Source organism: Flexivirga sp. YIM B11880, assembly GCF_058148645.1.
Genome location: NZ_JBMAMH010000003.1, coordinates 97,446 through 118,403, shown reverse-complemented (window position 1 = coordinate 118,403; position 20,958 = coordinate 97,446). Strand labels below are relative to the sequence as shown.

The 20,958-nt window shown below is 68.5% G+C and carries 19 protein-coding genes; 11 read left to right on the top strand and 8 right to left on the bottom strand.

All coding sequences use genetic code 11. The features are described from left to right. Positions 1-98: 98 nt before the first annotated feature. The gene (locus tag ACN8HC_RS06615) at positions 99-941 is read left to right on the top strand and encodes an EamA family transporter (protein WP_490074028.1); all 843 of its coding nucleotides are present in this window, start codon (positions 99-101) and stop codon (positions 939-941) included. 27 nt (positions 942-968) lie between these two features. After that, positions 969-2,006 (top strand): uroporphyrinogen decarboxylase, encoded by a 1,038-nt coding sequence (gene hemE / locus ACN8HC_RS06610; RefSeq protein ID WP_490074027.1) that lies wholly within the window; start codon positions 969-971, stop codon positions 2,004-2,006. Here hemE and yczE read toward each other — a convergent pair. Continuing rightward, complete coding sequence (yczE, locus tag ACN8HC_RS06605; RefSeq protein ID WP_490074026.1) at positions 1,921-2,643, bottom strand: membrane protein YczE; 723 nt, start codon at positions 2,641-2,643, stop codon at positions 1,921-1,923. The genes hemE and yczE overlap by 86 nt on opposite strands. A 124-nt stretch (positions 2,644-2,767) precedes the next feature. Here yczE and yczR point away from each other — a divergent pair, with 124 nt between their 5' ends. Genes yczR through hemQ form a run of 4 tightly spaced genes read left to right on the top strand, consistent with a single transcriptional unit; the run spans position 2,768 to position 6,455 of the window. Further along, positions 2,768-4,195: a MocR-like transcription factor YczR gene (gene yczR / locus ACN8HC_RS06600; RefSeq protein ID WP_490074025.1), complete on the top strand. Its 1,428-nt coding sequence runs from the start codon at positions 2,768-2,770 to the stop codon at positions 4,193-4,195. Continuing rightward, entirely contained in the window at positions 4,192-4,335 is a 144-nt protein-coding gene (locus ACN8HC_RS06595; protein ID WP_490074024.1) for a VOC family protein, read from the top strand. The genes yczR and ACN8HC_RS06595 overlap by 4 nt, the downstream gene beginning before the upstream one ends. A 12-nt stretch (positions 4,336-4,347) precedes the next feature. Then, positions 4,348-5,721: a protoporphyrinogen oxidase gene (hemG, locus tag ACN8HC_RS06590; protein WP_490074023.1), complete on the top strand. Its 1,374-nt coding sequence runs from the start codon at positions 4,348-4,350 to the stop codon at positions 5,719-5,721. Positions 5,722-5,744: 23 nt separating this feature from the next. Further along, complete coding sequence (hemQ, locus tag ACN8HC_RS06585) at positions 5,745-6,455, top strand: hydrogen peroxide-dependent heme synthase (protein ID WP_490074022.1); 711 nt, start codon at positions 5,745-5,747, stop codon at positions 6,453-6,455. Between the two features lie 2 nt (positions 6,456-6,457). On the opposite strand, the gene ACN8HC_RS06580 is transcribed toward hemQ, so the two are convergent. From ACN8HC_RS06580 to ACN8HC_RS06570, 3 genes are all read right to left on the bottom strand, one after another. Then, positions 6,458-7,891: an amino acid permease gene (locus ACN8HC_RS06580; protein WP_490074021.1), complete on the bottom strand. Its 1,434-nt coding sequence runs from the start codon at positions 7,889-7,891 to the stop codon at positions 6,458-6,460. 79 nt (positions 7,892-7,970) lie between these two features. Continuing rightward, positions 7,971-8,396: a peptide-methionine (R)-S-oxide reductase MsrB gene (gene msrB, locus ACN8HC_RS06575; protein ID WP_490074020.1), complete on the bottom strand. Its 426-nt coding sequence runs from the start codon at positions 8,394-8,396 to the stop codon at positions 7,971-7,973. Positions 8,397-8,489: 93 nt separating this feature from the next. Continuing rightward, entirely contained in the window at positions 8,490-10,877 is a 2,388-nt protein-coding gene (locus tag ACN8HC_RS06570) for a DUF8508 domain-containing protein (protein WP_490074019.1), read from the bottom strand. A gap of 148 nt (positions 10,878-11,025) precedes the next feature. Between ACN8HC_RS06570 and ACN8HC_RS06565 the strand changes: the two genes are divergently transcribed. The 3 genes from ACN8HC_RS06565 (at position 11,026) to ACN8HC_RS06555 (ending at position 14,547) form a co-directional block, all read left to right on the top strand. Beyond that, positions 11,026-12,105, top strand: coding sequence for a DNA polymerase domain-containing protein (locus ACN8HC_RS06565; RefSeq protein WP_490074018.1), 1,080 nt, complete (start codon positions 11,026-11,028; stop codon positions 12,103-12,105). Between the two features lie 165 nt (positions 12,106-12,270). After that, a complete protein-coding gene (locus ACN8HC_RS06560; RefSeq protein WP_490074017.1) occupies positions 12,271-13,659 on the top strand; it encodes an HNH endonuclease signature motif containing protein in 1,389 nt (462 codons plus the stop codon). Between the two features lie 204 nt (positions 13,660-13,863). Then, positions 13,864-14,547, top strand: a complete 684-nt coding sequence (locus ACN8HC_RS06555; protein ID WP_490074016.1) for a DUF4037 domain-containing protein — start codon at positions 13,864-13,866, stop codon at positions 14,545-14,547. Positions 14,548-14,781: 234 nt separating this feature from the next. On the opposite strand, the gene ACN8HC_RS06550 is transcribed toward ACN8HC_RS06555, so the two are convergent. From ACN8HC_RS06550 to ACN8HC_RS06540, 3 genes are read right to left on the bottom strand one after another with little or no spacing between them, the layout of a single operon-like run. Continuing rightward, complete coding sequence (locus tag ACN8HC_RS06550) at positions 14,782-15,216, bottom strand: aminoglycoside adenylyltransferase domain-containing protein (protein ID WP_490074015.1); 435 nt, start codon at positions 15,214-15,216, stop codon at positions 14,782-14,784. Between the two features lie 15 nt (positions 15,217-15,231). Then, positions 15,232-15,456, bottom strand: a complete 225-nt coding sequence (locus ACN8HC_RS06545) for a nucleotidyltransferase domain-containing protein (RefSeq protein ID WP_490074210.1) — start codon at positions 15,454-15,456, stop codon at positions 15,232-15,234. Positions 15,457-15,506: 50 nt separating this feature from the next. After that, positions 15,507-16,568, bottom strand: coding sequence for an ATP-dependent DNA ligase (locus ACN8HC_RS06540; protein ID WP_490074014.1), 1,062 nt, complete (start codon positions 16,566-16,568; stop codon positions 15,507-15,509). A gap of 36 nt (positions 16,569-16,604) precedes the next feature. On the opposite strand from ACN8HC_RS06540, the gene ACN8HC_RS06535 reads away from it, so the two are divergent. Both ACN8HC_RS06535 and ACN8HC_RS06530 read left to right on the top strand, forming a co-directional pair. Beyond that, positions 16,605-17,756, top strand: a complete 1,152-nt coding sequence (locus tag ACN8HC_RS06535; protein WP_490074013.1) for an alpha/beta hydrolase family protein — start codon at positions 16,605-16,607, stop codon at positions 17,754-17,756. A 38-nt stretch (positions 17,757-17,794) separates the two neighbouring features. After that, positions 17,795-18,685, top strand: a complete 891-nt coding sequence (locus tag ACN8HC_RS06530) for a polyphosphate kinase 2 family protein (RefSeq protein WP_490074012.1) — start codon at positions 17,795-17,797, stop codon at positions 18,683-18,685. A gap of 25 nt (positions 18,686-18,710) precedes the next feature. Here the strand turns inward: ACN8HC_RS06530 and glgX are convergent, their stop codons facing one another. Further along, positions 18,711-20,828 (bottom strand): glycogen debranching protein GlgX, encoded by a 2,118-nt coding sequence (gene glgX / locus ACN8HC_RS06525; RefSeq protein ID WP_490074011.1) that lies wholly within the window; start codon positions 20,826-20,828, stop codon positions 18,711-18,713. Positions 20,829-20,958: the final 130 nt, after the last annotated feature.

Sequence of the window (20,958 nt, the reverse complement as noted above, 5' to 3'; positions counted from 1 at the left end):
CTTCGATTGCTGGATCTTCGTGCGGCGGGTCGCCATACCGACCCGGACAGAGGGGACCGAGCGTGCGACGATGCCGGGATGGCGGGCGGAGCGAGGTGGTGACCGGCGCGCTGCTCGCGATCGCGTCGAGCGCAGTGTGGGGGTCCGCGGACTTCGGCGGCGGGCTGTTCAGCAAGCGCCTCGCACCGCTTCGAGTGGTCGCCATCTCCCAAGTCGGAGCACTGCTCGTCATGTCGGTCGTCTTTGCCGCGCACCTGGTGGTCGGTGGTGGCCCGTCCGGCACGCTGTGGCTCTGGGGCGTCGCCGCAGGTGTCGCCAACGCCCTCGGGCTCACGTGCCTGTATGCCGGTCTTTCGGTCGGCACCATGGGCGTCGTGTCGCCGATCGCGTCCCTCGGTGCCGTGCTGCCGGTGACCATCGGGTTGCTCACGGGTGACTCGGTGACCGTGGTCGTCGGCGTCGGCCTCCTGCTCGCCCTCGGCGGCGCGGTGCTCGCCGCCGGGCCGGAGTTCTCCGGCGTGGTGTCGAGACTGCCGGTGCTGCTCGCGGTGTGCGCCGCAGCCGGTCTGGGGACGTCGCTCTACTGCGTCCATCGCGCAGCCGACGGCGGTGTCGTCACGACGCTGTGGGTGATGCGGCTGGTCGGCGTCGCCGAGCTCGGCCTGCTCTGCCGGCTGGTGCCGCGCCTTGCCGCCGGCACCTCTCCACACCGGCGTGACCTACCGGCACTCTTCCTCGTGGGGTGCGGCGACCTCTGCGCCACGGCCCTTTTCGCACTCTCCTCCCAGCACGCGGAGGTGAGTCTGGCCAGTGTGCTGGCCTCGCTCTATCCGGTGGCCACCTTGCTGCTCGCGCGCTTCGTGTTGCACGAACGGATGCGGCCGGTGCAGGGCGTGGGCGTCGCCGTCGCCTTGCTCGGTGTCGTGCTCGTGGTCGCCTGACCTGCGCTCCGTGCGAGGATCTGTCCCGTGAACCACCCTGATCCCCGCGACAGCAACCTGGTGCGTGCCGCCCGCGGCCTGCCCGTCACTCACACACCGGTGTGGTTCATGCGTCAGGCGGGGCGGTCGCTCCCGGAATACCGCGCGGCGCGTGCCGACATACCGATGCTGCAGGCCTGCCGGACCCCGGAGCTGGTCTGCGAGATCACCATGCAGCCGGTCCGCCGGCACGGTGTCGATGCAGCCATCTTCTTCAGCGACATCGTCGTCCCGCTCGCGGCCGCGGGCATCGACGTGGAGATCAAGCCCGGGATCGGGCCGGTCGTGGCACACCCGGTGCGCACCGCTGCCGACGTCGAGGCCCTGCCCGAGCTGGACGCGGCGCAACTGGCGGACATCGACCAGTCCGTGCGCCTGCTCACCGCCGAGCTCGGCGGGACGCCGCTGATCGGCTTCGCCGGCGCACCGTTCACCCTCGCCAGCTACCTGATCGAAGGTGGTCCGTCCAAGAACCACGAGCACACCAAGGCGCTCATGTATGGCGCGCCCGATGTCTGGAATGCGTTGTGTGCAAAGCTCTCTCGGATCTCCGGCACGTTCCTGCGGGTGCAGGTCGAGGCGGGCGCGAGCGCCGTACAGCTCTTCGACTCGTGGGTGGGTGCGCTGCCGCTGGCGGATTACCGGCGTTTCGTGCAACAGCATTCGGCGGCCGCGCTCGCGGCGGTGGCCGACCTCGACGTGCCGCGGATCCACTTCGGGGTCGGGACCGGCGAGCTGCTGGCGGCCATGGGGGAGGCCGGCGCCGATGTGGTGGGCGTCGACTACCGCGTGCCGCTCGACGAGGCAAGTCGGCGCGTCGGGGCGTCATACAGCCTGCAGGGGAACCTCGACCCGGCGCTCCTCTTCGCGCCGTGGGAGCCGTTGGAGGCCAAGGTCCGCGAGATCCTGCTCCAGGGAGAGGCTGCGCGCGGACACATCTTCAACCTCGGGCACGGGGTGTTGCCGAGCACGGATCCGGACGCGCTGACGCGGGTCGTGGACCTGGTGCACTCGGCGTCGTCCTGACCGGTGCATCCAACGGCACGATCAGGAACCGCAGGAAGAACTGCACGAGCGGGCCGATCGACACGGCATACAGCACGGTCCCGATGCCCACGACGCCGCCGAGCAGCCAGCCGACGACGAGCACGGTGAGTTCGAGCGACGTGCGGACCAGCCGCAGGCTCAATCCGGTGCGCCGGTGCAGCCCGGTCATCAGGCCGTCACGCGGTCCCGGCCCCAGCTGACTGCCGATGTACAGCGCTCCACCGAGTGCGTTGACCACCAACGCGATTCCCAGCATGGCCACCCGCAGCGGCAGGGCGTGCGCGGTCGGAATGACCGCCAGCGCGACGTTGATCGCGACGCCGATCCAGATCGCGTTGCAGACGGTGCCGAAGCCCGGCCACTGACGCAGCGGGACCCACAGCAGCAGCACCGGGATGCTGACCAGAATCACCGTCGTGCCGAGGTCCAGTCCGAGGTGCTGCGCGACGCCGTAGTGGAAGACGTCCCACGGGTCCAGGCCGAGGCCGGCGCGCACGAAGAGCGCCATCGCGAGTCCGTAGAGGCTCAGGCCGACGAAGAGCCGGGCGAGCCGGGCAGGCAGCTGCCCCGCGCGCAGCTGTTGGCGAGGCGTGAGGGAGGCGAGGGTCGGCGTCACGAGGTCCAGCATGCCGGTGAGTGGCGCTCTGAGAAAGAGCCACTTCAGCGCAAGTGGCGTGTTCTGGCGGACCCGTGGGCAAGCTGGCCTTGCCAGGCGACGCCATTGTCGTGAGGATGACCGGATGGAGAGTCGGGTGTCCGGGCGTCGGTTGGCGGTGCTGCTCGAGCCGCACGCCCCGGGAGTGCCGGCCTATCAGTGGCTGGCGGACGGCATCCGGCGGCTGGTCGCCGACGGCCGGCTGCTCCACGGCACCCGGTTGCCGAGCGAGCGGGAGCTGGTGGCGCAACTCGGCGTGAGCCGGACCACCGTCACCCGCGCGTATGGCGTGCTGCGTGACCGCGGCTACGCATCGGCCGTGCAGGGCTCGGGCACCGTGGTGCAGGTGCCCGGCGGCCCGGTGGCCGGCGGCGGCGAGCCGTTGGAGTTGTCCTCGCTGCAGCCGGCAGGTGACGACGTCGTCGATCTGACCTGCGCCGCGCCCGCCGCGACGCCGGGACTCAACCGTGCCTACGAGTGGGCGGTCGAACGAATGCCGTCGTTCATCGCGGCGGCCGGCTATTTTCCGCTCGGCGTGCCGGAGCTGCGGGTGGCGATCGCCGAACGGTATACCGAGCGCGGCGTTCCCACCGACCCCGACCAGATCATCGTCACCACCGGCGCGCTCGCCGGCCTGGCAGCGGTGTTCCGGGCCTGCCTCAACCGCGGCGACGTGGCCGTGGTGGAGAGCCCGAGCTATCCCAACTCGGTGCGTGCTCTGCAGCACGCCGGTGCACGGGTGGTCGGGGCGCCGTTGGTCACAGGCGACCCGGACGGGGCCGCCGGCGTCATACGGCGCTCGAATGCCCGAATCATGTTGGCGATGCCCGACTTCCACAACCCGACCGGTGGCGTCTGGTCCGACGAGCAGCGGGCTCGCGTCGCCCGCAAATGGCGGGCGAGCGGCGTGGTCGGTGTCGTCGACGAGACGATGGCCGACACCTGGCTGGACCGGCCGATCGAGGCGCGGCCGATGCCGGCACACGCACCTGAGTGCGTGACGGTGGGCAGCGCGGCCAAGACGTTCTGGGGTGGCCTGCGAATCGGGTGGATCCGGGCACCGCACGCGCTCACCGGGGCGATCGCGCGGGCCCGGCTGTCGATGGACCTCGGGGCTCCGGTGCTGGAGCAACTCGTCGTCGCCCGGCTGTTGCGCACCCAGGTCGCGCTGAGCGACGAGTCACGCGAGCGCATCCGGGCCTCGCGCCGGGCGCTGCTCTCACTCGCCGACCGGTGCGCCGGCTGGCAGGTGGACGTGCCGACCGGCGGGCTCAGCCTGTGGTGGCATCTGCCGAGCGAGAGCTCCACGGCGCTGGTCGCCGCCGCCGAACGCCACGGCGTGCTGCTCGCGCCGGGATCGCTCTTCGCGGTCGACGGTCGCGGGCTGGAGCGGTGGATCCGCACGCCATACGCTCTGGACGAGGTGACCCTCCGGCGCGCAGTCGACGCCATCGCCCGCAGCTGGGCGGACGTCGTCCCGACGTCGGCCGATCGGAAGGTGCAGCAACGATGAGTCGTGCATTCCAGGTGACGTTGCACCGGCTGACCGCCCTCGGCGCACGACGCCTGCGCCGCTTCGAACCTGACCCGCCGATGTCCCAGGGCTTCATCGTGATGGCGGACCCGGAGGGCAACGAATTCTGCCTGGACTGAGAAGCTGGGTTCATGGCACGGATCGTCATCGTGGGAGCCGGCATCAGCGGACTGGCGGCGGCGCTGGAGGCGTCCGCCTCACGCCACGAGGTTGTCGTGCTGGAGGGTTCGCCCCAGGTGGGCGGCAAGTTGCGGCTGGCCACCATCGCCGGGCAACAGGTCGACGTGGGCGCGGAGTCGATGCTCGCGCGGCGGCCGGAGGGCCTGGACCTGTTGGCCGATCTCGACGTCGCGCCGGTCCATCCCGCGGCCGTTCCCGCAGCCATCTGGACGCGCGGCCGGCTGACCCCGATGCCGCGCGGCACCCTGCTCGGCGTCCCGGGTGACCCGTCGTCGGTCGCGTCCCTGCTGACCGAGGACGAACTGCGGAAGGTCCGTGCGGAGCAGCCCGTGACGGTGTCCGAGGACACCTCGATCGGCCAACTGGTCGAAACCGCAATGGGTTCCGCGGTGGTCGACCGCTTGGTCGAGCCGCTGCTCGGTGGTGTGTATGCCGGGCATGCGCGCCGGCTCTCCGCCGCCGTGACCGCGCCAGCACTGCTGGCGGCCGCGCGCCAGGGACGGCTGCTCAGTGAGGCGGCCCGCGCCGCGGCGACGAGACCGACGCCGGACACACCGGTCTTCGCCGGGCTGCGCGGCGGCCTCGGCGCACTGCCCAAGCACCTGGTCCGGCTGCTGCTCGACCGTGGGGTCACCGTGCGTACCGGGGCGACGGTGCGCGAGCTGCGCCGCATACCGACGGGTTGGCAGGTCACCGTGGGGGAGACGCGGTCGCCCGAGTCCGTCGACGCCGACGCGGTGGTGATCGCCGCTCCCGCCCGGGCCACGTCCCGGCTGCTCATGCCCTTCGCCGCGGCCGCCGCCCGGGCGCTCGGTGAGATCGACTATGCGTCGATGGCCATCGTCACCTTCGCGTTCAGGAGGTCCGAGTCTCGTGCCTTCGCCGGCAGTTCCGGCTTTCTCGTCCCACCCGTCGACGGGCACGCCATCAAGGCGTCGACGTTCAGCTCCAGCAAGTGGCCGTGGCTTGCGGAGGCAGCCCCGGAGTTCGTCTTCGCGCGGGTGTCGATCGGCCGGCACGGCGAGGAGGCGAGTCTCCAGCGCAGCGACGCCGAGCTCGCCGCCGCCGGCATGCACGACCTGCGAGACGCCCTGGACGGCGCCGTGCCCAGGCCGGTCGCCGCGCACGTGCAGCGCTGGGGTGGAGCCCTCCCGCAGTACGCCGTGGGTCACGTCGCCCGGATCGCTGAGATCCGTGCCGCCGTCGACGAGCTGCCGGGGCTGGAGGTCGCGGGAGCGGCATACGAGGGAGTCGGCATACCGGCCTGCATCGGCACCGGGCGCGCTGCCGCCGCGCGGGCGCTCACCCTCCTCGCGGAGCACTGAACAGTGCGCGCGACAATGAGGGCATGAGCGACGCCAGACTGCGACCCGGTGCCAAGACGATCAACGAGATCAACGACACCATCCGCTACACGATGTACTCCGCGTTCAAGGCGACCCGCCCGCTGCCGAAGGATCGCGAGGAGGCGGTCGCCGAGGCGGAGCGCTTCCTCAAGGAGCTCGAGTCGCAGGACGTCGTGGTGCGGGGCACGTATGACGTAGGCGGGCTCCGGGCGGACGCCGACCTGCTGATCTGGTGGCACAGCGCGGACATCGAGCCGCTGCAGGACGCCTACCACCGATTCCAGCTGACCGAGCTGGGACGCAGTTTCGACCCGGTCTGGTCCAGCGTCGCGGTGCACCGTCCGGCCGAGTTCAACAAGTCGCACGTGCCGGACTTCCTGGTCGACCCGGAGCCGAAGAAGTACGTCTGCGTCTACCCGTTCGTGCGGTCCTACGAGTGGTATCTCCTGCCGGACGCCGAGCGGCGGACCATGCTCAAGGACCACGGCCTGCTGGCCCGCGGCTACCCGGACGTGCGGGCCAACACGGTGCCCGCGTTCGCGCTCGGCGACTACGAGTGGATCCTCGCGTTCGAGGCGAACGAACTGCACCGCATCGTCGACCTGATGCGCGACCTGCGCGCCGCCGAGGCACGGCTGCACACGCGCGTCGAGATCCCGTTCTTCACCGGGCCGCTCACGCCGATCGGGGACCTCGCCCGCCGCCTGCGCTAGGTCTACCCGTCCTTGGTCTGCACGACCTCGCCGTGGCCGAGCTTGGCGTGCCGGTAGCCGTAGGTCGCGTAGACGACGGCACCGATGAGGAACCACACCACGAACCGGATCCAGGTTGCTTCCTGCAGTTTGGTGACCAGCCAGATCGAGAACGCGATGCCGAGCAGTGGCGTCACCGGCATGAAGGGTGTGCGGAAGGTGCGCGGCAGCTCCGGTGACCGGTAGCGCAGCACGATGACCGCGGCGGAGACGACGACAAAAGCCAGCAGGATGCCGATGTTGGTCAGCTCCGCGGCGTCGCCGATCTTGACGAACCCGGCGATCCCCGCCGCCACGATGCCGACGATCCAGGTCGGCCGGGACGGCGACTGGTGCTTGTTGGTCTTGGCGAACCAGCCGGGCAGCAGGCCGTCGCGGCTGATCGCGAACCAGACGCGCGACGCACCCAGGGTGAAGGAGAACAGCACGGTGATGATGCCGACGATCGCGCCGATCGAGACGATCTTGGCGAAGACCGTCAGCCCGGCGCCGTTGAATGCCTCGGCGAAGGCGGCCGTGTCGGAGAGGTGCTTGTAGTCGACCATGCCGGTCAGCACGGTCGCGGCGAGCAGGTAGAGCACCATGGCGATCGCCAGCGACAGGATGATCGCCTTGGGCAGGTTGCGCTCGGCGTCCTTCGATTCCTCGGCGGCGGTGCTCATCGCGTCATACCCGAAGACCGCGAAGAACACGGTCGCCGCTCCGGTCGCGGCACCGGACATGCCGTAGGGGAAGTAGGGCGTGAGGTTGTCCGACTTGATGTAAAAGGCGCCGACCACGATGACGGCGAGCACGATGGCGATCTTCACGAACACCAGCCAGGTCTCGACCTTCGCGCTCGTGTGGATACCCCGGTTGAGCAGCCAGGCGACGAACAGGCACAGCAGCACCGCGAACAGGTCGATGTGGTGTCCGCTTCCGGTGCCCGGAGCGCCGAGCATCCAGGCCGGCAGATGGATGCCGACGGCGCTGAGCAGGAAGGTGAAGTACTGGGAGACACCGATCGCGACGACCGCCACGATCGCGGTGTATTCGAGCAACAGGTCCCAGCCGATGAACCAGCCGACAGCCTCGCCGAGGACGGCATAGCCGTAGGTGTATGCCGAGCCGGCTCGCGGGATCAGGCCACCGAACTCGGCATACGACAGGGCGGCACAGGCGCTGGCGATGCCGGCGATGATGAACGAGATCGACACCGCGGGACCGGCGTCGGTCTTGGCCACCGGGCCGGCGAGCGCGAAGATGCCGGCGCCGATGATCGCACCGAGGCCGATGGCCGTCAGCTGCCAGAGACCGATGCTGCGCTCGAGGCCACTGTCTTCGGCCGCCTCGATCGGCTTCCGCCGAAAGATCCCGGTGGTCTGGGGTGGCTTGCCGACCCCACTTTCAACCGCCATCGCAATCCTCCTCCTGTGACGAACCGGGCCAGCGTGGCACTGGATCCGGTCGCTGTCGAGGAGGCGCGACGACGAACGGTCAGCCCGACGCGTCCTTCGGAGCGAGCTTCAGCGACACCGAGTTGATGCAGTAGCGCTGGTCGGTGGGGGTCGGATAACCCTCTCCCTCGAAGACGTGCCCGAGGTGGGATCCGCAACTGGCGCAACGTACTTCGGTGCGCACCATGCCCATCGAGTTGTCGTGGATCAGCTCGACGTTGTCGTCGGCGGACGGTGCGTAGAACGACGGCCAGCCGCAGTGGCTGTGGAACTTCGTGGCGCTGCGGAAAAGCTCCGCGCCGCACGCGCGGCACGAGTAGACACCCTCGGTCTCGGTGTCGGTGTATTCGCCGGTGAAGGGACGCTCGGTGGCTGCCTCGCGCAGCACGGCATACTCCGCCGGGGACAGCTCCGACCGCCACTCCTCGTCGCTCTTGGTCACCTTGTAGGTCGACTGGTCGCTCACGTCGCGGGTCCTTCCGTCGAAGTCGGTCTTTCGTCATACAGCACAACACAGCGGCCCCGCGGGACGTTCCCGCGGAGCCGCTGTGGTCGTGCGTCAGTGGACGGCGAGCTTGACCAGCTGCGGGTCGTGGTCGGAGTCCTGGTCGTAGAACTGCGAGTTGGTGTGCACGACCTGGTAGTCGTAGTTCTTGGCGAGCGCGTCGCTCACCAGGATCTGGTCGAGCACCTGGCTGTTGCCCTCGTAGTCGTAGGTGTAGCGCTCGTTCACCGGCAGGGTGTCGATGAGGTCGGTGAGCGCGGTCTTGCCCGATGCCTTGAGGATGTTCGCGGTCTGGCTGAAGTTGAAGTCGTTCAGGTCACCCAGCACCACGATGTTGGCGTGCTTGTTCGCCGTGAGCAGGTCGTCGACGAAGCTGCGGACGGCGGTGGCCTGCGCGTGCCGCTGCACCTCCGAGGAACGCTCCGGCTGCTGGTAGCGGCCCATCAGCGGGTCGTCGCCGCCCTTGGAGTTGAAGTGGTTGGCGATGACGAACAACGGCTTTCCCTGCCAGAGGAATTCGCCGACCAGCGGCTTGCGGGAGTCGTCCCATGCGGCGTTGGTCGGGTCGATCCGTCCGGGGGAGTAGTTGATCGACGCCCACGGTCCCGTGCCGGTCACCGCGACCGAGTTGGTCGAGGTGCCGCCCGGCTTGCTGACGAACGACATTCCCCGGTCCGTCCGGTAGAGGAAGACCGAGCGGATGTTGCCGCCCGGCTGCCCGCCGTCCTGGTCGTTGACCGGGTTGATCCACGCCGCCTGGTATGCCGGGCCGCCCGCGGCCTGGATCGCAGCGATCAGCTTGTTCGTCGTCTGGGTGGAGTCGACGACACCGTCGTCGGTGGCTCCGTCGTTGTCCTGGATCTCCTCCAGCGCCACGACATCCGGTGCCGCGAGGTTGGTGACGATCTGACCGGCGAGCCGGTCGAACTTCGTCTGCGGGTCGTTGGGTGACAGGTTCTCGACGTTGAAGGTGGCGACGGCCGCCTGCTTCTCGCCGGCCGGCGCCGCGACGTCCCGGACGGTGCCACCCCGCTGCAACTCACCGGCCTGGGTGGCCATCAGGTAGAAGTTGCCGAAGTTGTAGTCCAGGACACCGACGGTCGCCCCGAGGTAGGTGTCGCCGGTGTTCGCGGGTGCAACGGTGTTCTTGGGCAGCAGGGCGTCCGAGAGGATCAGCCGCATCGCGTTCGGGGTGTCGTAACTGCGGTAGAGCACACCGCCGTTCGGAGTCCACGTGACATCGGTGGTATTGCCGGGCACGATCGGCGTCTCGCCATACTTCGTGGCGGTGGGGCCGACCGCCTTGGCGTCGTTCTCCTGGACGCGCATGCCTTCCAGTGATTCCCAGAAGTCCAGACCGTTCGTGCTGGGGTCGAGGGTGAGGCCGGCGGTCTCGACGTTGCCCGGGTCTCCGGTCTCCACGGTCTGCGCCGGTGGGACGTGTCCGGCGGAGCCGATGACGACCGCGTCCGGGAGCGGGTTGCCGCTGCTCGTGACCTGGATGGTGGGGCTGCCGAGTTCGGTGGTGGTCAGGTTGCCGTTGTCGACACCGCCCGGGCGGTATTCGCTCACCTTGCCGGCGACCGTGACGGCGTCGCCGACGTGGACGGGGCTTGCTCCGCCGAAGACGTAGAGGCCCTCGCTGGTGCGTGGGTCGTCGTCGGGGGCAGCGGACTGGATCCAGAAACCGGCAGTGCCGTCGAGCACCGTCACGATGCCCTGCACGTCCTTGACCTGTTGGCCGGCGAGGGGTGACTCGAAGCTGGTGCCCTGGACCTGCTCGATGGTCGCGGGTGTGCCGGTGGGCGGCGGGGTGGTGCCTCCGTTCGTCCCGCACACGCCGGCCGGTGCGGTGTAGTTCAGCGGATTGGGAGCGACAGCAACGAAATCCGTGGCGTTGTCGTCGGTGTCGGTGCAGCCCGTGGTGCGGCTGTCGGCCATCGTGTTGGACGGTGCCGGAGCGGCGGAGCCCTCGACATACGAGGAGTCGACGGCGCCATACCCGATGGTGTCGACGGTGGCGTCACCCTGACGCAGCACGACGCTGCCCTTGGTGGCCGACATGTTGAGTGCGCCGGTCGCGTCCGGCGTGGGCAGCGGTGCGCCGGAGCCGCCGCCCGCCGCCTCCTGAACCAGGAAGTGGCCGCCGGCGGAGACCGACCCGGACAGGGTCGTCTGACCTCCGCTGTTGCCGGTCGACGAGTAGTAGGTGAGCGTCCAGCCGCTGAGGTCGACGGCGCTGGAACTGCTGTTGTAGAGCTCGATGTAGTCGTTCTGGTACGGCGCGCCGCTGTTGCCGCCTCCGCCGTAGACGGCGGAGATCAGCACGGAGCTGGACGCGGCGTGGGCGGGTGCGGCGGCGAGGCTGACGGAACCTCCGGCCGCGAGAGCCGAGGTGGCGAGGAGCGTGACCAGACGCACGCGGGTGTGGCGTTGTGGCATGGGGACCTTCCGGGGATGTAACGGTGACGGTGCCACGCATCGGCGTCGCGATGCACGGGTCTTCGGACTGTAGGGAATCGGCCGGGCTGTTGTGCGGAAATCGAGTGGCGAACTGTTGAATTCGTCGCCAAGCCCTAGGTTGAGGATCATGGCCAAGACTCCCGCCGCCTTCGTCACCGCCGGAGACCGAGAGGTGCGCGTCTCCAGTCCGGACCGGCTGATCTACGAGGCGACCGACCGCACACCGGAGATCACCAAGCAGCAGGTGTGCGAATACTTCGCGACGGTCGGCGACGCGCTGATGCGCGCGGCGGGTGAGCGACCGACGGCGATGGAGCGCTGGCCCGACGGATACCGCGAGGGCATGCGCCTGTCCACCGGGTATGGCGATGACGGCGACGGTTTCTATCAGAAGCGATTGCCCCGCGGGGCACCGGGTTTCATCGAGACCGTGTCCGTGACGTTCCCGAGTGGGCGGACCGCGGCGGAGTTGTGCCCGACCGAGCCGGCGTCCTTCGTCTGGGCGGCGCAGATGGGAACGCTGACCTTCCATCCGTGGCCGGTGCGCCGGCCCGACGTCGACCGGCCGGATGAGCTTCGGATCGACCTGGACCCGCAGCCGGGCACCGGCTTCACGGACGCGCAGCGGGTCGCCGATGTGGCGCGCGAATTGCTCGAGGAGCTGGGTATCCGCGGGTTCCCGAAGACGAGCGGCAACCGCGGCGTTCACATCTACGTGCGCATCCAGCCGCGCTGGTCGTTCGAGGAACTGCGCCACGCCGCAATCGGTTTCGGCCGCGAGCTGGAGCGGCGCGATGGGGGAGTGACCACCAGTTGGTGGAAGGAGGAGCGCGGCGAGCGGATCTTCGTGGACTTCAACCAGAACAACCGGGACCGCACGATCGCGTCGGCGTGGTCGTTGCGCGCCCGGCCTGGGGCACCGGTGAGCACGCCGATGACCTGGTCGCAGCTGGCCGAGGTGTCCGACCCGCGCGACTTCAACCTGGTGACCGTCCCGGACCTGCTCGGCGACGGCGATCCGTGGGCGGAGATGGACGACACGGCATACTCGCTCGAGCCGCTGCTGCAGCTGTGGGAGACGCTGCCCGGTGGCGAGCTCAACTTCCCGCCGGACTACCCGAAGATGCCGGGCGAGCCGCCGCGCGTGCAGCCGTCGAAGAAGGTGGCCGAGCACTGGGACGCCGACGGCAACCGGATCGAGAAGTAGCGCTACGCGCTTTTCATCGAAGACTGCGGCGTAGCGGCGCAAGCCGGCGAACGTCGGCGCGTTGTCATACATACACACTTCCGAATCCGTTCTCGGCCGGTTGTCGGTGGTCGCGGTTAGGCTGAGGGCAGCCGAAACAGTGGTAATGAGAGGAGGTGAGGCGTTATGTCGGTCGATTCGAAGATGGTGTTGCCGGAGCAACCAAGACAGAACGTGTCGGTCGAAGACGTAGACGATTCCGCGCGTCCGGTGCCCGGTCGGGGGCCGGAGGTGCTGGCGCAGTTGCGCGCCATGGTGGGGTTGTTGGAGGAGGTGCCGGGCACGGTGCATCAGCTCGGCGGGTCCGAGTTGACCGAGTTGGCGCAGGTCTTGCTGCGGGTGCATGCGCGGTCGGCGCAGGTCGCGGCGTTGGTGACGTGTGATGCGGTCCAGCGGGGCACGGTGGCTGAGTCTGATGCGGCCAGCACGCAGCAGTGGGTGTTGGGTGCGGCGGCCGCGGCGGGGTGTGTGTTGGAGCCGCGGGAGGCGCACACGATCGCGGTGGTGGCCGAAGCGTGCCGCGAGCGGCGTAACGAGGTTCTTGCCGCCGCGGTCGCTGATGGTGGGTACACGTTGGCGGTGGCCAAGACGGCACTGAACGCGGCAAGGAAGGTGGCGCCGGTGCTGCCGGACGCGGACCGTGGCGAGATCCTGGGCTGGTATCTGCAATTGGACCCGGCCCTGGGGACGGCCGGGGTGGATGCGTTGACCCGGAAGATCCTGGCCACCTACGGCCCGGAGAAGTTATCTGATGAGGACGCGGAGTTGGAGGAGGTGGAGTCGCTGACCTGGTCACGCACCCCGGCGGGTATGCTGCGGCTGGTGGCCGAACTGTCCCCGGCCAACGCCGCGATCGTCACGGCGGCGATCAGCGCGGGGTCGGCGCCGAAGCCGTCGACGGGTGGGTGCGCCGACCACGATCGCCACAGCCGCGACGCCGACGAGGAGCCGGATTGCACCCGTGATCAGCGCACCCCCGGCAAACGCCGAGCGGACGCGTTGCTGGACCTGATCAATGCGGGCGCGAAAGCGCTCACCGGGAAAGGCTGCCCGTCCGGGGCGGCGACCGTGCTGGTGACGATGGGGTTGGACGCCTTGACCGCCGGTGTCGGCGGCGCCACCAGCCCGACCGGGGACGTGCTGGATGCGGGCGCGGCGCGCCGGTTGGCGTGCAACGCCACCCTGATCCCGGTCGTCCTAGGCGGACCGAGTGAGCCGTTGGACGTCGGACGGGAGGTGCGCTTGGTCACCGGTGGGCTGCGGGCCGCGGTGCTGCTTCGCGATGGCGGATGCACCTTCCCCGGTTGCGATCGGCCGCCGGGGTTTTGCGAAGTGCATCACGTCACTCCGTGGTGGGCCGGCGGCGACACCTCGTTGCTCAATTCGGCGTTGTTGTGCACCCGCCACCACCACACCGTGCACCGGCGCGGTTACCTGGCAACGGTTTCCAGCACCGGCGTCACCTGGCACCTGATCCCCGGCCGCATGCCCGGACACACCATCAACGCCGCGTGACCGGCGCCGGTATGCCCCGTCGCTCTGTCGATGCCCACTCGCCCGCCTCCAGCCCGATAGCGGGATTGCTAGCGTGACGAGATGAACGGGCAGGCGTTGTCGCGTGCGTATTTCCAGGATGTTGTCGAGCCACTGCTCGCACGCCGATTCCCGGGGCTTGACTACGCGGCTGCGCGACTCGGCAGCGGGTCCGATGTTCTGGGCTTGGACGATGACACGAGCCAGGACCACGACTTCGGCCTTCGACTCACGCTGCTCGTGCACACCGACCACGTCGACGCAGTCACGACGTTCCTGGATGCCGAGCTACCGACCGCATACCGTGGCTGGCCTACCCGGTTTGCCACGACCTGGGCACCCGAACCGACGCCACACATCGAGGTCAGCACGGTCCGTGAGTTCACCTGCTCCCGGTTGGGGGTTGACGCCACGACCGACCTCTCGATCACCGATTGGTTGTCGCTGACCGGGCAGTCCGTGCTGGAGGTCGTTGCGGGCCCCGTTTTCGCGGACACGGCAGGTTTGTTGACCGACGTACGACGGCGGCTCGACTGGTACCCGCGGGACCTCTGGCTGCATCTCCTCGCCTGCGACTGGACGCAATTGGGCGAGGAGTTGCCGTTTGTAGGACGATCCGGCGCACGGGGTGATGATGTCGGATCCCGAGTGACTGCAGCTCGATTGGTCCATGTTGCGATGCACCTCGGATTCCTGCTCGAGCGTCGTTGGCCGCCATACAGCAAGTGGTTCGGCACCGCCTTCGCGCAACTCCCGCACGCATCCGCAGCGACGCACGGCCTGAGGGCGGCGCTGGCCGCTGAGACATGGCAGGAGCGGGAAGCCGGACTGGCCGACGCCCTGGATGTGCTGGGGCGGCTTCAGGCGTAAATCGGGCTGCCTTCCGCGGATCCGGTCACGCTCCCATTCTTCGACCGGCCCTTTCGTGGTCTGGCAAGCATCCCGCAGGCCCTGCACGACGAGATCACCGATGCCGAGGTCCGCGCTCTGCCGTACGGGATCGGCAGCATCGAGCAGATCAGCGCCACCACCAAGCTGCTCGTCGACGGAGCACGTCGCGCCAAGGTGGTACGCAGCATCGCCCGCCGGAACGCTTGACGAGTCCTATAGAGCCGAGTGCAGCTCGGCGATGCGATCCATCACGAAGTGCCTCGCATCAGGTGTCGAGAAACCAAGGTCGAGTCCCATCGCTTGCGCGTCACGTGCCTGCGTCACGACCTCGCTCGGGCCGCGCATTCGGGTCCACCAGATCGCGCCGTCGATCTTTGACATGAGCCGTCCGGTGCTCGCATAGGCGCAGGCGCGGCATGCGTTCAACACGGCATACCGCTGATCGGCGTGATCCACGCCCCACTGAAGCTCGGAACACAGATAACGGAGCAGCCAGCCCGAATCGGTCACGCCGATAACCTGTTTCGCCTCTGGACCGATCAAAGCGATGCCCGCTTCTCGAGTGACGGCGTAATGCGCGAGGAGGTCCGGATCTCCACCGCGAGTCTCCAACTGCATGCGGTTCTGGCCACTGTTGACGTGCAGCACGAAAGGCCAGGGAGATTACGGCTTCCTCGCGGCGGCCCCGGTGACGACGGACAACTCGAGAGCGCGTGGCTCACCGGCGCCGGACAGCAGCTGTGGCGCCAAGGAGTCCGCGCCCGCTGCAGACTCGGCGATGACAAGAACGTCGAGATCGGAAGCTGGATTCATTCCGCCCAACGCGGCCGAGCCGTGCACATAGACACCGACGAGGTCAGGTAGGAAGCGTCGGCACAGTCCAGCCACTGCGTGAGCTTGCTCCTGCCAGCCGGTGGACTCGACCACGCGTCGAACCGTCAGTCGATCGTCGTCAGCACGTCGTCGAGGTCGTATGCCGCGGCCCGGTCCACCTGCGACAACAGGCACGACTCGGGATCGCGGTCGGGACGCCAGCGCACAAACGTCACGCCGTGCCGGAAGCGGTGTCCTTCCAGCTGGTCGAACTTCACCTCGACCACACGCTCCGGTCGCAACCGCACGAACGACACGTCCTTGTTGCTGCTGAAGCGGGAGCGATCGGTCTCACCGTGGACCGCGTCGCCCTCGTCGTCACGTTCGACGAGCGGCGCGAGCTCGTCGAGGAGCTCGAGCCGTCGCTTCGCGGTGAACGCGACGATGCCGCCGACGTTGTGCAGGTTGCCGTTGTCGTCATACATGCCGAGCAGTAGGGAGCCGACTCCGTTGCCGCTCTTGTGGATTCGGTAACCGATCAACACTGCGTCGGCGGTCCGCGTGTGCTTGATCTTGAGCATGGTCCGCTTGCCGGGATCGTATGGCGACCGCTTCGCCTTGGCGACCACACCGTCCAGCCCGGCGCCCTCGAACCGGTTGAACCAGTCCTGGGCGACCGAGGGGTCGTCGGTCACCCGCGTCAAGTGGAACGGTGCGCCGACCGACCGCATCGCCTCTTCGAGCGCGCGGCGTCGCTCCTCGAAGGGTCGCTGCAGCAGTGACTCGCCGTCGACCACCAGCGCGTCGAAGAAGATCACCTCGGCCGGCGTCTCCACCGACAGCTTGCGGATCCGCGACTCGGCGGGGTGGATGCGCTGGCCCAGAGCCTCGAAGTCCAGTCTGGCAGCCCCCTTTTCGCCGGCGCGGACCACGACCTCGCCGTCGAGCGCGCACTTGTCCGGCAACTGTTCTCGCGCTGCCTCGACGAGCTCCGGGAAGTAGCGGGTCAGCGGCTTCGAGCCGCGGGACGCCAGCTCGATGCCGTCACCGTCCTTGAGCACGATGCACCGGAAGCCGTCCCACTTCGGCTCGTAGAGCAGGCCGCCGGACACGCTGTCCGCGGGCGGCACGGCGGGCGTCGCCTTTGCGAGCATCGGGGTGATGGGCAACTCCAGCGGCAGGTCCATCCCGCCATTGTGCCCGCCACCTGCGACGATGGAGCCATGAACAGCCGTGTCGTCCGTCGCGCGATCGTGCCGACCACTGGCGTCACGGCGGGCCTGACGGCCGCGGTGGGCGGCGGCACGGTCGGGGTGTCCGGTTATTTCGTCCGGCAGGTCGTGACGCCGGAAACGCCGGTCGACGACCTCCCGCTGCACGAGGTCGGCACCGACCACCTGGTGCTCGACAGCAATGCCGAGTCGATCGCGCCCGGCCGATACAGCCTCTGGCAGAACGGTTTCCAGACGCACGCCCGGCTCGGCGAGGTCCTCGACATCGACGGTGATCGGGTGACGCGACGCCTGGAGGGCATCGACTTCGGGTCACTCGAGAGCGGTGCGGCACGGCTGAGCGGCTACTACTTCTGCGGGCCGCCGGCCACCTCGCTGCCCGTCCCGCTCGAGGAGATGACCCTCGACACGCCGCTCGGGCCGGCGCCGGCATGGCTCGATGCCGCGCCCGGCGGCGACCGCTGGGCGGTGCTGGTCCACGGCCGCGGTGCACAGCGCGGGGAAGCGCTGCGTGCCGTGCCGGTCCTGCACGAGCTCGGCATCAACAGCGTCATACCGAGCTACCGCAACGACATCGGCGCGCCGCGGTCCGCCGATCACCGCTACCACCTCGGCCTGACCGAGTGGGAGGACGTCGAGGGCGCGGTGGTGTATGCCGCCGCGCATGGCGCACGTGAGGTCCTGCTCTTCGGCTGGTCGATGGGCGGCGCGACCGTGCTGCAACTGCTGGACCGCTCGTGTACCGCCGATCTGGTGAGCAGGGTGGTGCTCGACTCCCCGGTGGTCGACTGGGCGCCCGTCCTCGACTTCCATGCTGGCGAGCACCGGCTGCCGCGGCTGATCTCCCAGCTCGGGGGCCGGCTGCTCCGGAGCCCATTGCGGCGCGCGCTCGCCGGACTCGGGGAGCCGGTCGACATCCGGGCCACCGACTGGCTGCGCCGGGCAGATGAGTTGACCCGCCCGATGTTGCTGATCCATTCCGCTGTCGACGAATTCGTGCCCTACGCGCCGTCCGCCGCCCTTGCCGCCGCACGGCCCGATCTGGTGCAGCTGGAGACCTGGGACGTTGCGCGCCACTGCCGCGAATGGAACGTCGACTCGGCTCGCTGGGAGCGCGTCGTCAGGGATTTCTGCGCTCGCTGAGGTCGAGACAACGCGGCTCTGTCGTGCCATCATGCAGGATGTCGAAGAAGCACGGCGCGAAGCAGAAGACGAAGGGCAAGCACGCCGAATTGTCCGCTGAAGGGATCGGCGAAGCGCTCCGCGTGGGACCGGACTTCCTTCTCACAGAGGTTGATCCGGGATCGACCCCGGCATACTCCGGCTCGAAGAAGGACGCGAAGCGCCTCATGCAGGCGACCCGCGACGAGATCGACGACCTGCAGGAGCGGTTGTTCGCGAACGGCCGCGACGGCGACGGGCCGGCGGTGCTGCTCGTGCTGCAGGGCATGGACACCTCCGGCAAGGGCGGCATTCTGCGGCACGTGGTGGGCAGCGTTGATCCACAAGGCGTTTCGATCCACTCGTTCAAGGCGCCGACCAAGGAGGAGCGTGAACACCCCTTCCTGTGGCGCATCCGCAACCAGCTGCCGAGGCCCGGTTACATCGGGGTCTTCGACCGGTCCCACTACGAGGACGTGCTCGTCGTGCGAGTCCATGACCTCGTCCCGTCGAAGGTATGGCGCCGCCGCTACTCCCAACTCAACGACTTCGAGAAGTCGTGCCATGACAAGGGAATTCAGCTGATCAAGGTGATGCTGCACATCTCCGGCGCGGAGCAGAAGCAGCGGCTCGCCGAACGTCTGGACCGGCCGGACAAGTACTGGAAGTTCAACCCGGGGGACATCGACGAACGCCGGCTCTGGGACGACTACCAAGCGGCTTACCAGGCAGTGCTCGACAAGACGTCGACGTCCGAGCACCCCTGGTATGTCGTGCCGGCCGACCACAAGTGGTATGCCAGACTGGCCGTGCACCAGCTGTTGCTGGACACGCTGCGCCAGTTGGACCTCTCGTGGCCGCCGGCCGACTTCGACGTCGCCGAGCAACAGCGCCGGCTCGCCACGACCTGAGCGCCGGCCGAGCGCCGCCTCCAGGTCAGTCGGTCAGCTTCGCCTGCAACACGATCATCGCCCGGCTCGGGACGTCGATGGTCGCGCCCGAGTCGTATGACGCCTCCTCGTCCGGCTCGTCGTCGGCCGTCGAAAGGGCGATCTGCCATTTCCCGTCATACAGCTCGGCCGGGACGGTGAACTCGACCGGCTCGTGGTGACCGTTGAAGAGCAGCAGGAAGTGGTCGTCGATGACCTCCTGGCCCCGCGCGTCCGGTGCGCTGATCGCTCGCCCGTTGAGGAAGACCATGAGCGTCCGCGCGTAGCCGTTGCGCCAGTCCAGCTCGTTCATCGCGGTGCCGGCGGGGGAGTACCAGCCGATGTCGCCCTGCTCGCTCGCGCCGCCGTGGTGTGCGTCGCCCTCGAAGAAGCGTCGCCGCCGGAAGTTCGGGTGGTCGGCGCGCAGCGCGATCACCTTGCGGGTGAAATCCAGCAGCGACAGTTGGGATTCGTCCAATTGCCAGTCGATCCAGGAGATCTCGTTGTCCTGACAGTAGGCGTTGTTGTTGCCCTGCTGGGTGCGGCACAACTCGTCGCCGTGCGAGAGCATCGGCACGCCCTGGCTGAGCAGCAGGGTGGCGATGAAGTTGCGCTCCTGGCGGGCGCGAAGGGCGTTGACGTCGGCGTCGTCGGTCGGGCCCTCGACCCCGCAGTTCCAGGAGCGGTTGTGGCTCTCGCCGTCCTGGTTGCCCTCGCCGTTGGCCTCGTTGTGCTTCTCGTTGTAGGAGACCAGGTCACACAGTGTGAAGCCGTCGTGGGCGGTGACGAAGTTGATCGACGCGATCGGGCGGCGGCCTGAGTGCGCATAGAGATCGCTCGACCCCGTGATGCGAGAGGCAAATTCACCGAGAGTGGACGGCTCGCCGCGCCAGAAGTCGCGCACGGTGTCGCGGTATTTGCCGTTCCACTCGGTCCACAACGGCGGGAAGTTGCCCACCTGGTAGCCGCCGTCGCCGAGGTCCCAGGGCTCGGCGATCAGCTTCACCTGGGAGATCACCGGGTCCTGCTGGATGATGTCGAAGAACGCGGACAGCTTGTCGACCTCGTGGAACTGCCGGGCGAGGGTCGCGGCCAGGTCGAAGCGGAATCCGTCGACGTGCATCTCCTGCACCCAGTAGCGCAGCGAGTCCATGATCAGTTGCAGCACATGCGGATGGCGCATCAAGAGGCTGTTGCCGGTGCCGGTCGTGTCGTAGTAATGGGACTTGTCGTCGTCGACCAGCCGGTAGTAGGCCGCGTTGTCGATGCCGCGGAAGGCGAGCGTCGGCCCGAGGTCGCTGCCCTCGGCGGTGTGGTTGTAGACGACGTCGAGGATGACCTCGATGTTCGCTTCGTGCAGCGCCTTGACCATCGCCTTGAACTCGCCGACCTGCTGGCCGTCGGTGCCGGCCGCGGCATATTCGTTGTGCGGTGCGAGGAAGCCGATCGTGTTGTAGCCCCAGTAGTTGCGCAGTCCCTTGTCGGCGAGGCTGCTGTCCTGGACGAACTGGTGCACAGGCAGCAGCTCGACCGCGGTCACACCGAGCTGCACCAGGTGGTCGATGATCGCCGGGTGCGCCAGGGCGGCATACGTGCCGCGAATCTCCTCCGGCACGTCCGGGTGCGTCATGGAGAGCCCCTTGACGTGGGTCTCGTAGATGACGCTCTCGTGGTATTCGTGCTGCGGCGGCCGGTCGTGCCCCCAGTCGAAGAACGGGTTGACGACCACGGACAACATGGTGTGGCCGAGGGAGTCCTCCTCGTTGAACGCGTCCGGGTCGTCGAACCGGTAGCTGAAGAGCGACTCGTCGCCGTCGACCTGCCCGTCGAACGCCTTGGCGTAGGGGTCGAGCAGCAGCTTCGCCGGGTTGCACCGGTCGCCCTCGGCGGGGTTGTAGGGCCCGTGCACGCGGTAGCCGTACCGCTGTCCGGGTTGTATGCCGGGCACATAGCCGTGCCAGACGTGACCGTCGACCTCCGTCAGCGGAACGCGTGTCTCCTCCAGCGTTTCGCTGACCAGGCACAGCTCGACGCCGTCAGCGATTTCGGAGAACAGTGCGAAGTTGACCCCGGAGCCGTCATACGTCGAACCGAGGGGGTAGGGCTTGCCCGGCCAAATTTCCATACACGGCATTGTGGTGCACGGCTTTTCCGCGCAACCCAGCTACCTTGGTCAAGTGCTCCGAAAGACCGTGTCGCCCCAGGGATGCCGATGGGCGTGAAAAACACGCTACGGCGCGAATTGTCCCGGGTGC